Source organism: Thermostichus sp. MS-CIW-34 (assembly GCF_054060435.1).
This window is the reverse complement of sequence record NZ_JBSSDE010000030.1, coordinates 1-13,596: the sequence shown is the minus strand read 5'-3', so window position 1 is coordinate 13,596 and position 13,596 is coordinate 1. Positions and strand designations below refer to the sequence as shown.

Annotated in this window: 11 protein-coding genes; 10 read left to right on the top strand and 1 reads right to left on the bottom strand. The window is 59.9% G+C overall.

The features are described from left to right. Window positions 1–378: 378 nt before the first annotated feature. From ebsA to ACVWYY_RS10510, 9 genes are all read left to right on the top strand, one after another. Window positions 379–750, top strand: a complete 372-nt coding sequence (gene ebsA / locus ACVWYY_RS10550; protein WP_414343182.1) for a type IV pilus biogenesis protein EbsA — start codon at window positions 379–381, stop codon at window positions 748–750. Then, a complete protein-coding gene (gene cimA / locus ACVWYY_RS10545) occupies window positions 740–2,434 on the top strand; it encodes a citramalate synthase (protein ID WP_457440489.1) in 1,695 nt (564 codons plus the stop codon). The genes ebsA and cimA overlap by 11 nt, the downstream gene beginning before the upstream one ends. A 74-nt stretch (window positions 2,435–2,508) precedes the next feature. After that, window positions 2,509–3,225 (top strand): dephospho-CoA kinase, encoded by a 717-nt coding sequence (gene coaE, locus ACVWYY_RS10540; RefSeq protein ID WP_457440487.1) that lies wholly within the window; start codon window positions 2,509–2,511, stop codon window positions 3,223–3,225. A 36-nt stretch (window positions 3,226–3,261) separates the two neighbouring features. Beyond that, window positions 3,262–3,780, top strand: a complete 519-nt coding sequence (locus tag ACVWYY_RS10535; RefSeq protein WP_457440485.1) for a hypothetical protein — start codon at window positions 3,262–3,264, stop codon at window positions 3,778–3,780. 425 nt (window positions 3,781–4,205) lie between these two features. Then, window positions 4,206–6,545 carry a DNA polymerase III subunit gamma/tau gene (locus tag ACVWYY_RS10530; protein WP_457440501.1) on the top strand — a complete coding sequence of 780 codons (2,340 nt, stop codon included), beginning with the start codon at window positions 4,206–4,208 and terminating at the stop codon, window positions 6,543–6,545. Between the two features lie 53 nt (window positions 6,546–6,598). Then, window positions 6,599–7,138 (top strand): hypothetical protein, encoded by a 540-nt coding sequence (locus tag ACVWYY_RS10525; protein ID WP_457440483.1) that lies wholly within the window; start codon window positions 6,599–6,601, stop codon window positions 7,136–7,138. A gap of 183 nt (window positions 7,139–7,321) precedes the next feature. Then, window positions 7,322–8,203: a PD-(D/E)XK nuclease family protein gene (locus ACVWYY_RS10520; protein ID WP_457440481.1), complete on the top strand. Its 882-nt coding sequence runs from the start codon at window positions 7,322–7,324 to the stop codon at window positions 8,201–8,203. Between the two features lie 224 nt (window positions 8,204–8,427). Further along, complete coding sequence (locus ACVWYY_RS10515) at window positions 8,428–9,567, top strand: ABC transporter ATP-binding protein (RefSeq protein WP_148202818.1); 1,140 nt, start codon at window positions 8,428–8,430, stop codon at window positions 9,565–9,567. Further along, window positions 9,561–10,517 (top strand): ABC transporter permease, encoded by a 957-nt coding sequence (locus ACVWYY_RS10510; RefSeq protein ID WP_457440479.1) that lies wholly within the window; start codon window positions 9,561–9,563, stop codon window positions 10,515–10,517. Before ACVWYY_RS10515 ends, ACVWYY_RS10510 begins: the two co-directional genes overlap by 7 nt. Here the strand turns inward: ACVWYY_RS10510 and ACVWYY_RS10505 are convergent. After that, entirely contained in the window at window positions 10,500–11,519 is a 1,020-nt protein-coding gene (locus ACVWYY_RS10505) for an aromatic ring-hydroxylating dioxygenase subunit alpha (RefSeq protein WP_457440477.1), read from the bottom strand. The two genes, ACVWYY_RS10510 and ACVWYY_RS10505, sit on opposite strands and share 18 nt — an antisense overlap. A gap of 203 nt (window positions 11,520–11,722) precedes the next feature. Between ACVWYY_RS10505 and crtH the strand changes: the two genes are divergently transcribed. Continuing rightward, the gene (gene crtH, locus ACVWYY_RS10500) at window positions 11,723–13,279 is read left to right on the top strand and encodes a carotenoid isomerase (RefSeq protein ID WP_457440475.1); all 1,557 of its coding nucleotides are present in this window, start codon (window positions 11,723–11,725) and stop codon (window positions 13,277–13,279) included. The last annotated feature ends 317 nt before the right edge of the window (window positions 13,280–13,596 follow it).

Genomic DNA, 13,596 nt, shown 5'->3' with positions numbered 1-13,596 from the left:
AGGGATCCCCCCTCTTTCTATTCTTTCCCAGAGATCCCCGACTTTCCAACGCTTCTCCCCAGCATGGGATGCGGGATCCCTCAAGGAAAAGTAGACAATTGGGCAATCTATCCGTAGTCCGCTCACCTGCTGTCGCGATGGTGCTATGCCTCCGGCACCCTACCGGGAACCGCACCGCTTCGCGATACGCTGAATGAAATGGGTTGCAGTGGCCCCTTATAATTTTTTCTGGGCTCTCTGCCGCAATTGACCTCACAGCTTTTTCCGGCGACACTTGCTACAGCCAATGCAGAGATATCTACTTGGTTATAGGGATCCCACCTATCTTGCAGAACTTCATGAAACTTAGAAAAAGCGGTACCCCTCTCCTAGCGCACCATGGCTTTGCAACTTGAACCCGCTAGCCCGCCAGAAGTGGCCGTTTATCAGCCCTATTACGCCGTTGCCCGCCGACAGTACCTAGCCCTCGCGGTGGGCCTCTACAAAAAAGCCAGCCTGGAAGGGCAGAGGGCCATCGAGGGGGAAGAGCCTGTCCGCTTCTTGGCCAGCTGGCATACGTCCCCGTTGCCTTCGGATCTGACGGTGGTTCAGGTCATCTTTGCTCAGGATGCAGATCTCACCTATCAGCTCTCCATCGCCAACTACGAGTTTGTGGATTATCTGATTGATGTCGTCTCTTTGGTGCAGCGCGGACAACAGCCGGATTTCTCCACCGCCTTTTACAAGAAACTGATGCGATATGAAGATTGATCTGGGTTGCTCAGCCACCATCACCCTCTACGACACCACATTGCGGGATGGGGCCCAGCGAGAGGGTCTATCGCTGTCGGTGCAAGACAAGTTACAGATTGCCAAGCTGCTGGATCGGCTGGGGATCCCGTTTATTGAAGGGGGCTGGCCAGGAGCCAATCCCAAGGATGTGCAGTTTTTCTGGCAGATGCGGGAAGAGCCCCTAGAGCAAGCCGAGCTGGTGGCTTTTTGTTCTACCCGCAAGCCGGGGCGGCGGGCGGCAGACGATCCCATGCTGCAGGCCATTTTGGCGGCGGGCACCCGCTATATAACCGTCTTCGGCAAGTCTTGGGATCTCCACGTCACCGAGGGCCTGGGCACCACGCTGCAGGAAAACCTGGCCATGATCCGCGACACCATTGCCTACTTGGGATCCCAGGGGCGGCGGGTCATCTACGATGCCGAGCACTGGTTCGACGCCTATCGCCACAACCCCGACTATGCCCTGCAAACCCTAGCGGCAGCGGCGGCGGCGGGGGCGGAGTGGCTGGTTCTCTGCGATACCAACGGCGGATCCCTGCCCCACGAGATTGCGGCGATCACGGCAGCTGTCTTGGCAGAATCCCATCACCTGCAGCACTTGCCCCTAGGGATCCACACCCACAACGACTCCGGCACTGCTGTGGCCAATGCCCTGGCGGCGGTGCAGGCAGGGGCGCGCATGGTGCAGGGCACCATCAACGGCTATGGGGAACGCTGCGGCAATGCCGACCTGTGCAGCGTCATTCCCAACTTGCAACTGAAGCTGGGCTATCGCTGTCTGCCGCAAGAGAAGCTGAAGCACCTGACGGAGATCTCCCGCTCCATCAGCGAGGTGGTCAATTTGGCCCCGGATGACCATGCTCCGTTTGTGGGCCTATCGGCCTTTGCCCACAAGGGTGGGATCCACGTCAGCGCCGTTCAGAAAAACCCTCTCACCTACGAGCACATCGCCCCCGAGCAAGTGGGCAACTGTCGCCGCATCGTGGTCTCAGAACAGGCGGGGCTGAGCAACATTCTCCACAAAATGGCCGGATTCGGGATCCGGCTGGACAAGTCGGATCCACAGGCGCGCTTGATTTTGGAGCGGCTGAAAACTTTGGAGCTGCAGGGCTATCAGTTTGAGGCTGCTGAGGCCAGCTTTGAGCTGTTGGTGCGGGGCTTGCTGGGACAACGCTCCCATCCTTTTGAGGTGCTCAGCTTCAACGTGACGACCACCACACGCTCCGATTGGAACAGCAAAGACCGGGATCCCAGTGGCGAAGCAACGGATGTGCAATCTTTGGCGGCGGTGAAGATAGCGGTGCAGGGGCAAACTCGAGTGACGGCGGCGGAAGGCAATGGGCCGGTGGCTGCTCTGGATGGGGCGCTACGCAAAGCGCTGCTGGAGTTCTATCCCCAACTGGAGGCGATTCACCTGTCTGATTACAAGGTGCGCATTTTGGACGGGCGGGCCGGCACCTCGGCCAAAACGCGGGTGCTGGTGGAGTTCAGCGACGGTCACCGCCGCTGGACCACGGTGGGGGTTTCCACCAACATCATCGAAGCCTCCTGTCGGGCCTTGGTGGAGGGCTTTGAGTATAGCCTGCTGCCGCCCAGCTCTCCTTTGCCGGCTGCGGCAGAGCACCGTTCTTCTCCGCTGGCTGCAAAAACGGCCTCCCCTTGAAGAAAAACCTTCAACTGGCTTTACCCTGGCAGCGCCCCTCTACCCCAGCAAGCTAAACCGTAACCACGACAGCTATGCGAATCATCGGCCTGACAGGCGGAGTGGGCACGGGCAAATCCACGGTCGCCCGCATCTTGGAGCAGCACGGGATCCCAGTAGCCGATGCCGATCAAATGGCCCGCCAGGCCTTGGCGGTGGGATCCCCCATTCGCGAGCGGGTACTGGAACGCTATGGGAAGGCCATCCAAACACCCTCCGGGGATCTGGATCGCCGGCAGTTGGGCCAGATCGTGTTTGCCGATGCTGCCGAGCGGGCTTGGCTAGAGGCCCAGATCCACCCTTTTGTTAAAGCTCAACTGCAAGATTTTCTGTTCGGGTTAGCGGAGCAGAGCTCTGAGGCGCATGGCGTGTTGCTTGAGGAAGGGCCTGGTTCCCAAAAGAACAGCGGGCCAGGGTTTTCCTCTGCCCAGGGATCTCAAACCGTTTGTCTGATGATCCCGTTGCTGTTTGAAGCCCACATGGAAAATTGGGCCAGCGAGATTTGGGTGGTGACTTGCACCCCAGAGCAGCAGCGGCAACGCCTTGCCCGCCGGGATCCCCTGACGCCGGAAGAAATCGAAGCTCGCATTGCCAGCCAGTGGCCTTTGGCGGAAAAAGTGCGCCGTGCCGATGTGGTGCTGGACAACTCCGGATCCCTGGCTGAGCTGGAAGCCCAGGTGAAGCAAGCTTTGGCGTCGGCGGGCCAGAGGCCATTTGCCTCACCCCCGCGGGCCGGATACAGTGACGGATAGGGGATCCCCTACGCCCCGGTGGGACGGAGGGTAGCCATGTACGGGTGGGTTGAGGGAGAAACGATGCAGGAAGCAGGCTGCGTTGGCGAGACGGAGTTTGCTCAAGCTCTGGCCGCGCGGGAGCGGGAAATCCAGCTTTTGCGAGAGCGCAATCGCATCTTGCAGGGCCAGATAGACCTTCTGGAGCTGCGCCAAGAAAAGCAACACCGACAAATTCGCAGCTATGAGGCGGAGATTGAGCAGCTTTACCAAGAGAAGCAGTTGCTGGAGCAGATGATTCAAGAGTTGCCAGAGCTCTACCGGCGCAAGCTGCAAGCCCGCCTGCAGCCCATCCGCCAGCGCATCGCCGCCATCCAGGCCGAGAATCGCCAGCTCAGGAAGGAGGTGTATCAGCTCAGCTACCGCGTGCAGCACATAGATCAGCTCGACTCGCCCGGCTGGAGAGTGCAACTGCCCCAGCTTCCCTCTCTGCGTCGCCGGGATCCCAAGTCCTCAGCGGAGCGGAGCACAAAAGCTCTGCCGGTCTCCCCCCCTGGTGTCCAGCCCTGCTCTTGATGGGCAGGGAGGGATCCCGCCATCGAGAAGCCAGAATAGGGGAGCCCCGGTGGGATCGCGTCAGCAGAGCAGAGCTGATACATTTACGCTGAACACTGCTGAACATCACTGTTCAACTATGCAGCGATAGCATTCTGTTTGTTTCCATTCGCGTTAGCGGGACGGAGTCCAAACAGAATGGCGGTATCCCGCAAAGCTTTGAGTAGAATACCCAAAGCGCAGTTTCCGTGTCGTCTTACTACCAATTTTCTGCTTTGCTTTGGCTACCATGTTGGCAGACTCGAAAGTAAACAGAAAGATCAACTGGTAGTAATCCGTACTGAACATATTATACATTATTTTCAGTATAGTTGAGCTTATTATTGACTAGAGTCATGCTCTTGCGCGGTTCCGGTTGGGGCGCTGCTTGCTTGGAGATCCCGGAAATGGCCACCGCTGGCAACTATGAACCCCTGCATTTAAAATACCGCCCGCAGCGCTTTGCCGATGTGGTCGGCCAAGGAGCGGTGGTGCAAACGCTGGCCAATGCCATCCGGCTGGGGCGGGTGGCGCCTGCCTATTTGTTCTGCGGGCCGCGGGGCACGGGAAAAACCTCCAGCGCCCGCATCTTGGCCAAGTCTTTGAATTGTGAACAGGGGCCGACGCCGGATCCCTGCCAGGCGTGCAGCCAATGCCGCGCCATCACTGCGGGAGCCTCCCTGGATGTTCTCGAGATTGACGCGGCCAGCAACACCGGCGTAGACAACATCCGCGAGCTGATCGAGCGGGCCCAGTTTGCCCCGGTGAACAGCCGCTACAAAGTCTATGTCATCGACGAGTGCCACATGCTCAGCAATGCGGCCTTCAACGCCTTGCTGAAAACTCTTGAAGAGCCGCCCCCCCGCGTGGTATTTGTCCTGGCCACCACTGACCCGCAGCGGGTTTTGCCCACCATTGTTTCCCGCTGTCAGCGGTTTGACTTCCGCCGCATCCCCCTCGACGACATGGTGGCCCACCTGGGCAAGATCGCCGCCCAAGAAGGGATCCCTATCACGCCGGAGGCGCTGCAACTGGTGGCCCAACTTTCCCAAGGGGGCCTGAGGGACGCCGAACGCCTGCTGGACCAGCTCAGCCTCTTGGAAGGATCCATCACCCCGGAGGCGGTTTGGGACTTGGTGGGCGGGATCCCGGAACAGCAGCTTTTGGCTCTGATGGATGCGCTGCTGGCTCAGGATGTGCAGGCGGTGCTCAGCCAAACTCGGCAATTGTTGGAGCGGGGCAAAGAGCCCTTAGCCCTGTTGCAGAACTTGGTGGCCCTTTACCGGGATCTGCTGCTGGTCAAGACAGCCCCCCAGCAACGGGAGTTGGTGGCTGTAACGGACTCCACCTGGGCAGCCCTGCAGCAACGGGCCCCTCGCTACTCGGTGGAGATGCTGCTGGCAGCCCAGAGCCATCTGCGCCAGTGTGAGCCGCAAATTCGTCAAAGCGGACAGCCCCAACTGTGGTTGGAAATTGCCCTAGTGGATCTGCTGGGCCAGCTGCGCCCAAGCATGGTGGCTGAGGATTCAGCGGAACGGAGTCCTTTCCCAGCCCTTGACCTATCTCCTGCACCCCAGAGAACTCCCCCGGACGGGACAGCCCCTCCGGCCCCTGCTGCGACCATCAGCCCATCAAGCCCATCAACTGTTGGTGAGATAGATGAATTAACTGTTGGGCCTTCAGCCTCCCCTGCTGTTGCGTCGAGCCAGAAGGCAGATCGCGCTACTCGGACGGAGTCCTCGGAGCAGCCCAGAGAACCGGCAAGGGACGCCGCCAAAGTCAAGCTGCTGCGCCCCCACTGGGACGAGTTCCTCAAGCGCCTCTCTCCCCTCACCAAGGCTCTGATGGGATCCGGCCACCTGCACCAAGAGACTCCTGAAGCAATTACCCTCGCCTTTCCCAGCAAGGGTCTGGTGGAAAAAGTGCGCAGCAAAGAAGCCGAACTGCGGTCGGTGCTCCACAACCTGCTGCAGCGCCCTGTGCAGCTCAACTTGATTGTGCAGCGCTCCAGCGGGCCGCATGTTTCCATTCGCGTCAGCGGTGCGGAGTCCTCGGCACTGCTCAGCCGAGAAACAGACCTGCCCCCCGCCCCCGTGGCCCCGGATCCTGTCACCACGCCGGGGTTGCAGAGCGATAGCACCAACAGTCGTGCTTCCTCAAGGGAGCCCAGAGCAGAACCGCAGAGCCACGGCCTTGCCCAGCGACAGCAACATTCCCCTTCTGACTCCAGCCCACCTTCGCCAGAGCCTGAGCGGGACAATCCTATGGGTGGCCCCAAGGTGGCTGGCTTGGCAACTCAAGGACTTTCTCCCGCCGGTGCGAACAAAGTGCTCCGCACCGCTGTCGCGACCGATTCTCCAAGTCGTGCAGAGCGCCGCGACACCCTGCACGGTGGGCAGTCCTTCGAGCTAACCCAGGAGCTGGCGGAGATTGCCCGCCGTTTTGCCGACCACTTCAACGGCAGCTTGGTGGATTTGGAAGGGGTTTTGGAGTCTGACGTGACGGGATCCACGGAAGAGCTCTCCTCAATAGAGGCTATAGAAGCCGAGGGATCCCCTGACCTGCTCTCCGGTGAGACCTACGGCTCGCCAACAGGAGCAGAGCCGTCCGCGTCAGCGGGGCGGAGTCCTCATCCTGTAGACTTTCCCAATGCAGTAAGGAATCCGTCCTACCGGCGTGAGCAGTCTTCTCAGCTTGCCGTTCGCCTCAGCGGGACGGAGTCCTTGGAGGAGGAGGTGCCTTTTTAAGCGCTATCTAGCGCTATCTTAAGTTTGATAAAGCTAGCCTCATCTTGCCGACGATGACCTTCCCCATCTCTCCCTTAATTCGCTGCGCTGTGCAGGCTCTGTACTGGGGACTGGTTCTGCCCCTGCCCATTTTGCTGGCCCGGCAACAGGCAACACCTCTTGAGCTGGGATCCCTTTGGATTGCTCTGCTGCTGGGATGGGGGGTAGTCCTGGGATCCCTGAGCCAGCAGATTCAGTTGGACGAAGAGGGCATGCAGGCCACCTACCCCAGTTGGGTGCCGCCTTTTGTGCGGCAGGAGTGGCAGATCCGGTGGGCCGATATCGAGCGCATTGAGCCCCGCTCCACCAGCCAGGGTGGTATGGTGTATTACTTGGTCAGCCGAGGGGGGGATCGCGTACTTTTGCCGATGCGGGTGACCAGGTTCAAGCAGCTGTTGGCTGAGATTCGACGGCACGCTCAACTGGAGATTGGCGGGCTGCGCCCCTACGTTCAGCCTTGGATGTACGGGCTCCTAGGATGTTTTGCTCTGCTTCTGTTGCTCTGGGATGGGATGGTCGCCGTCTGGGTCTGGGCAAGCCCGGTAGGAACCTAGCCCAACCACAGGCGGTTCCGGGTCTGGCTGTCCAGGCAGGGATTCTGTCTTCTAAGGGCCAACGGCAATCCAGCTCCCTTCCGGGCCAGGCTCTATGTCGGAAAAGCGGATGGGGTTGGCGGAAAGGACTCCGTCCTGCTAGCGCGAACAGTTGAACTATCCCACCCTCGCCAGAACTTGCCCATGTCTGGGATCCCGATTGCCCCCTTTGAGGCTACGCCTGCTTCGCGACCAGGCTCTGCCCCTTCTCTGGAGAGGTTGAGTTTTGAGCAGGTCAACCTCTCCGCCTCTTCGCTGGCCTTGCTGGACCATTGCCCCCGCCTGTTTCGCTATGTGTACCTGGAGCGGTTGATCTGGCCCGCTGCCAGTGTTTTTGAGCACGAGCTGGAGCAGAGGCGCGGACGGCAGTTTCACCGTTTGGTGGAGTGGCACAGCCGCGGGCGGCAGGTGGAGCCGCGTTTGTCTGCCCTGGATGAAGGGGTGCAGCAGTGGTGGCAGGTGTTCTTGGCCAGCTCCCATGCCCATCCCCAGGGACGGGTGTTGGCGGAGTTGCCCCTGTGGCAACGGATTGAGGGCTTTAAGCTGATAGCCCGTTTGGATCGGCTGGTGATTGTCCCCGGATCCCTGCACATCCTGGACTGGAAAACTGAGCGTCAACGTCCTCGCGATGAACAGTTGGCCCAAGACTGGCAGGTGCGCCTTTACCCTCTGCTGCTCTGCGAGGTGGCCCAGCAGCTGCCCCTGGAAGGCCCTTTTGAGCCGGAGCAGGTGCAACTGACCTTTTGGTATGTGCAACATCCGCAGCAGCCCTTCCACCGGTATTACAGCGCCGCCGCCTATGAGCAAGACCTGGCCCACCTAAGAGCCACTCTGAACCACCTGCGGCAACTGGAGGCGCAAGACTTTCCCATGACCCCCCACACTGAGCGCTGCAACAGTTGTCTGTTTCGCTCCCGCTGCCATGGGCTGCTACCGGAAGGGATCCCCTCTCAAGACCTCACGGATTGGGTCTGGCCAATGCAGGAGCCCGCGACACCTGCGGATCCCATCCCTGATACCTATTGAGGGCCGGGGCAGGAGCTGTTTTGGCAGCAACCCATGCATACCCTATTATGGGGCCGTTCGCGATAGCGAGACGGAGTCCTTTGTTCCCAACGTTTCCCATCTGGAAAGGCTACGGCCAGGGATCCCCGTTTGCAGGGCTGAGCGTGGAACTGGTGCCCCTGGTGTGGAGGATAACTGCAATTTTCTCGGAGACTTGCATACTGGGTTAGATGGTTTTATCAGCGCTGTCAACTGTGATCGCGAGTGTCATCTCCAGTACTTCCACCGTCCGGGATCCCGACTGGGATGTAGAAGTGGCGGGCCTCTACAAGCGTTTTGGCGATTTTGTGGCCCTCAATGGCATTGAGCTGAACATTCGGCGGGGGGAGTTTTTCGGCCTGCTGGGCCCTTCCGGCTGCGGCAAGACCACCCTGCTGCGCATCCTGGCCGGCCTGGAGATGGCCGATGCTGGGGAAGTGGTGATTCGAGGTCGCCCGGTAGGCCACCTGCCCGCCCACAAGCGCAACGTCAACACGGTGTTTCAGAGCTATGCCCTTTTCCCTTTTATGACGGTGGAGGACAACATCGCCTTCGGCCTGCGCATGCGGGGTGTGCGGGGAGAAGCTCTGCGCAAGCGGGTAGCGGCTGCTATGGAATTGGTGGAGATTGCAGCTCTGGCCAAGCGGAAGCCCCATGAGCTGTCGGGGGGACAGCAGCAGCGGGTGGCCTTGGCTCGGGCTTTGGTGAACGAGCCGGAGGTGCTCTTGTTGGATGAGCCGCTGTCGGCGTTGGATGCCAAGTTGCGCAAGCAGCTTCAGGTGCAGTTGTGCGAGTTGCAGCGCCGCCTGGGCATGACCTTTATTTTTGTTACCCACGACCAAGAAGAGGCTTTGGTGACCAGCGACCGGGTGGCGGTGATGCGGGCGGGGCGCATTGAGCAAGTGGGCCTTATCGATGAGGTGTACGAGCGCCCGGCGACGGCCTTCGTAGCCGACTTTTTAGGGGCCAGCAACCTGATCGAGGGGATCGCCTGTGGGACGGACTGTGTGGATACGCCCTTGGGAAAGCTGAAGGTCTTGGGGATCCCGGCCAGCTCGGAACCGGTGCAATTGGCTATTCGCCCGGAAAAGATCCAGCTCTCTCGCAGCGGCTGGGATCTGCTGCCCAACCAGGTGCCGGTGCGGGTGGAAAACCTCATCTACACTGGGGCTGAGAACCAATACCTGTTGCGGACAAACCAAGGTCAGCAGCTCAAGGCCACGGCCCTCAACACCGATATTGAGGATGCAGGGTTTGAGATCGGCGCAGCGCTGGTGGCCCACCTACCCCCGAAAAGCCTAATCCGTTTGCGACCGGATCCCCGTCAGGAGGAGACTGGATGTTGAAGCTGCCATCTCCTGTGGGCAAGTGGATCCCTTCTTCTGGCCAAGCCCAGGTGCGGTTTGGGGAGCTGCTCACCCCTTGGCAGGAGCTGGGACGCAGCCTGATTTTTGCTGGGCCAGGGGTGCTGTGGGTGATGGTTTTTCTGGTGCTGCCGGGGCTGTTGCTGTTGGTGTGCAGCTTTCTCAGCCGTGGGGAGTTCGGCCAGGTTCAACTGCCCCTGACCCTGGAGAACTATCTGCGCATTCTCGGCTTTGGCCCCTTGGGATGGACGCCCATCTACTGGCAGATCTTGGGCCGCAGCCTGCTGGTGGCGGGGGTGACCACCTTTTTTTGCGTGCTGCTGGCCTACCCATTGGCTTTCTTCATTGCCGCCCACCCACCCCGACAACGGGATCTGTTGCTGACCTTGGTGGTGGTGCCCTTTTGGACGAACCTGGTGATCCGCACCTATGCCTGGATGGTGGTGCTGGCCCCGGAAGGGTGGCCGGCTCGCTTGGCGGCCTGGCTGGGCTGGATCCCACCGCAAACAGCTCTGTATCCCAGTTGGCTGGCGGTTTATCTGGGCATGGTCTACACGTTTTTGCCCTACATGGTCTTGCCCCTGTACACGGCGGTGGAGCGCATCGATTGGCGGCTGGCGGAAGCGGCACGGGATCTCTATGCCAAGGGTTGGCAGGTCTTTTGGTGGGTGCTTCTGCCCCAGACCTTGCCGGGGTTGGCGGCGGGCCTCATTCTGGTGGGGATCCCGGCTTTCGGCATGTTCGTAGTGCCGGATCTGTTGGGGGGCAGCAAAACGCTGTTGATTGGGAATGTGATTCAGTTGCAGTTTGGCTCTAGCCTGGACTACCCTTTCGGGGCGGCCCTCAGCTTTTTGGTCACCGGCCTCACCCTGGGGTTGATCTACGCCTACAGCCGCTACGCTGGCACCCGCAGCCTAGAACATCTGGTTTGAGGAGCTGCTGTGGGCCTTGAGCAAAGCCGCCAGTTGCTTGCGCATCAGGATCCCGGGCTTATCGGTGAGCATGTGCTGTTCGGTGCTGAGGGTGAGAGGAACGTCGGGATCCGTGGTCTCCAAAATGGCTTTGTCTTCCAAAGTTACAGCCCGGTCGAAGCGAATAACCTCGGCGGCTGGGGTATCGGCCTCGGTGTCGTTGCGCAAACAAAACTGCACCACTTGGGAGGCTCGGTCGTTGATGGGGGTGGGGATGTTGACGATGACATGGCTGCGGCCATTGGGGTAGCGGATGTGAAGGTGGTTGGTGAAGGGCAAATGCCAGGTTGAAGTGGTGGTGCGCTCGGTTTTGGCGGCAGCAATGCCCAGGTTTTTTTGTTGCAGCTCTGGGTTGGCTACACCGAGCACTGTGCGGGTGCGGATCCCGTAGTCCAGCTCCTCGACCTCGAAGTGGCTGGGTACCAAGTCTTCCATACTGCCAAAGGTGTTCTGGTGTACAAAGCTGATGTGGGCGGCATCGAACTCGTTCTCGCAGATGCGCAAGCTGGCACATTCCCAGCGTTCGTAGAACTCGTGGATGAGCCGGTAACTGGGATCCTCGGCTTCTGGGATGACCGGGATCCCCCGTAGAGGCTGGGGATGCAAGCACACCCAAGCATAGCCATAGCGGGCCTGGCAGAGATAGGCGGGAATGCGGTAGCTCTCCGGGATGCGGGACTGATCCGGCAGTTGCGGCACCTTGACACAGGCTCCCGTGCCATCAAACTCCCAGCCATGGTAGGGGCAGCGGATATGGTCATCACAGACGATTCCCTTGGACAATTGCGCCGACCGATGACAGCAGCGATCTGCGGCTGCCTGGGGCTGTCCGGCTTTGTCCAGCCAAAGGACGATCCTCTCTCCCAGCAGCTCGAAAGGTTGCGGGGATCCCTGCTCCAATCGGCTGAGGGGCATCACCGGGTACCAAAAGCGCCGAAAGACAGGATGCTGGGTCACCAACATGGCAAAACCATCTGTGTCGTGTGGCCGGATTCTGTATAGCAAATTCGTGAATTCGGTTCCGTAGCCCGCGCCACAATCTCTATTTGGGGATCTTGCAGATCTGGGCAAACTCATTCCCAGGGGAGCTCAACTCATGAGGAAACCCTAGAACCTCTGGTACGGTAAAGATACTGATCTTGCGTTTGAGTTTCCAGAGGGATCCCTTGACCTCAACTTTGCCTTCTCAGACCCTCTTGCAGGCTCTGTACACCCCTTCCCCTGCTTGGGATGCCATCGTCATCGGTGCGGGGATCGGGGGATTGGTCGCGGCCAGCCAGTTGGCTGCCAAAGGATACCGTGTGCTGGTGCTGGAGAAATACCTCATTCCAGGGGGCAGTGCCGGCTATTTTGAGCGTCCGGATCCCTTAGGCAACGGGATCTACCGCTTCGACGTGGGCGCTTCCATGATCTTTGGGTTGGGCACCCAAGGCACCACCAACTTGCTGACCCGCGCCTTGGCAGCCGTGGGCCAATCCCTGGAGTCCATCCCCGATCCGGTGCAGATTGCCTACCACCTGCCCAAGGGGCTCAATCCCCGAGTACACCGGGATTACGAGCAGTTTTTGCAGGAGCTATCCGGCTACTTTCCCCAGGAAGCCGCCGGCATTCGCCGGTTCTACGACAGCCTGTGGCCCATCTTCAACAGCCTCAACGCCATGGAGCTGCTCTCGCTGGAGGAGTGGGGCTATCTATTTCGTTCTTTTGTGAGCAATCCCCTCGGCTGCCTGACCTTGGCGCGCTATTTGCCGGTGAATGTGGGCCAGGTGGCGCGGCGCTGTCTGCGGGATCCGGATTTGCTGCGCTTTGTGGACATGGAGTGCTACTGCTGGTCGGTGGTGCCGGCGGATCGCACGCCCATCATCAATGCCGGGATGGTGTTTTGTGACCGACACTACGGCGGTGTCAACTATCCCAAAGGGGGGGTGGGGCAGATCGCCCAAAAGCTGGCCCAGGGGCTAGAGGCCCATGGCGGGCAGATCCGCTACAAAGCACCCGTGCGGCGGATCCTGGAAGAAAGAGGTCGGGCGGTGGGCGTAGAACTGGCCAGCGGGGAAAAGCTCTTTGCCCGCACGATCATTTCCAATGCCACCCGCTGGGACACCTTTGAGCGCCTATGGCCGGGATCCCTGCCCAGGGCGGAGCGGCAGTGGCAAAAACGCTACCAACAATCCCCCAGCTTCTTGAGCTTGCACCTGGGGGTGCGGGCCGAGGCCCTGGCCGGCGAATGCCATTGTCACCACATTCTCCTGGAAGATTGGGATCAGATGGAGGCTGAGCAGGGCACCCTTTTCGTCTCCATCGCCACCCTGTTGGATCCCGACCTGGCTCCCCCGGGCCGCCACATTGTTCATGCCTTTACCCCCAGTTGGATGTCCACCTGGAAAGGGTTGAACCCAAGCCAGTACCAGATCCAGAAACAGCAAGCCGCCGACCGCCTCATCCGCCGCCTGGAGGCCCTTTGGCCTCAACTGGGATCCCACATTGAACTGAAGGAGATAGGCACCCCCCGCACCCACCGCCGCTTCTTGAGCCGCAGCAACGGCACCTATGGGCCCATCCCCAGCCGGGATCCCTGGGGCTTGCTGGGCATGCCTTTCAATCGCACCGCCATCCCCAACCTATACTGCGTGGGGGATAGCACATTCCCCGGCCAAGGGCTCAATGCCGTTGCCTTCTCCGGCTTTGCCTGCGCCCACCGGGTGGCAGCGGATTTGGTTTAGGTTGCCCTTATCCTTGCTACTCCCTTCTCCCTCTGGGAGAGGGGCAGGGGATGAGGGTTGAGCGGCGCAGAGGGTTTGGGAGGCAGTTGATGGTCAATTCAAACAACAATGAGACGCTAGCCAGTAAGATAGCGTCCGTTCCCGAAAGCAGGCTGTAGGCCTTTGAATCAGGACATTGTCCAGAATCAACACAGATGTCCTCTTCAAACTCGGTATTCAGTATCTGATACATTTACGCTGAACACTGCTGAACATCACTGTTCAACTATGCAGCGATAGCATTCTGTTTGTTTCCAAACAGAATGGCGGTATCCCGC

Bases quoted from the DNA above. Each gene is read 5' to 3' on its own strand.
- ebsA (WP_414343182.1), top strand. From the start codon at position 379: ATGGCTTTGCAACTTGAACCCGCTAGCCCGCCAGAAGTGGCCGTTTAT.
- ACVWYY_RS10525 (WP_457440483.1), top strand. From the start codon at position 6,599: ATGACCTTCCCCATCTCTCCCTTAATTCGCTGCGCTGTGCAGGCTCTG.
- ACVWYY_RS10520 (WP_457440481.1), top strand. From the start codon at position 7,322: ATGTCTGGGATCCCGATTGCCCCCTTTGAGGCTACGCCTGCTTCGCGA.
- ACVWYY_RS10535 (WP_457440485.1), top strand. From the start codon at position 3,262: ATGTACGGGTGGGTTGAGGGAGAAACGATGCAGGAAGCAGGCTGCGTT.
- ACVWYY_RS10510 (WP_457440479.1), top strand. From the start codon at position 9,561: ATGTTGAAGCTGCCATCTCCTGTGGGCAAGTGGATCCCTTCTTCTGGC.
- coaE (WP_457440487.1), top strand. From the start codon at position 2,509: ATGCGAATCATCGGCCTGACAGGCGGAGTGGGCACGGGCAAATCCACG.
- cimA (WP_457440489.1), top strand. From the start codon at position 740: ATGAAGATTGATCTGGGTTGCTCAGCCACCATCACCCTCTACGACACC.
- ACVWYY_RS10505 (WP_457440477.1), bottom strand. From the start codon at position 11,519: ATGTTGGTGACCCAGCATCCTGTCTTTCGGCGCTTTTGGTACCCGGTG.
- ACVWYY_RS10530 (WP_457440501.1), top strand. From the start codon at position 4,206: ATGGCCACCGCTGGCAACTATGAACCCCTGCATTTAAAATACCGCCCG.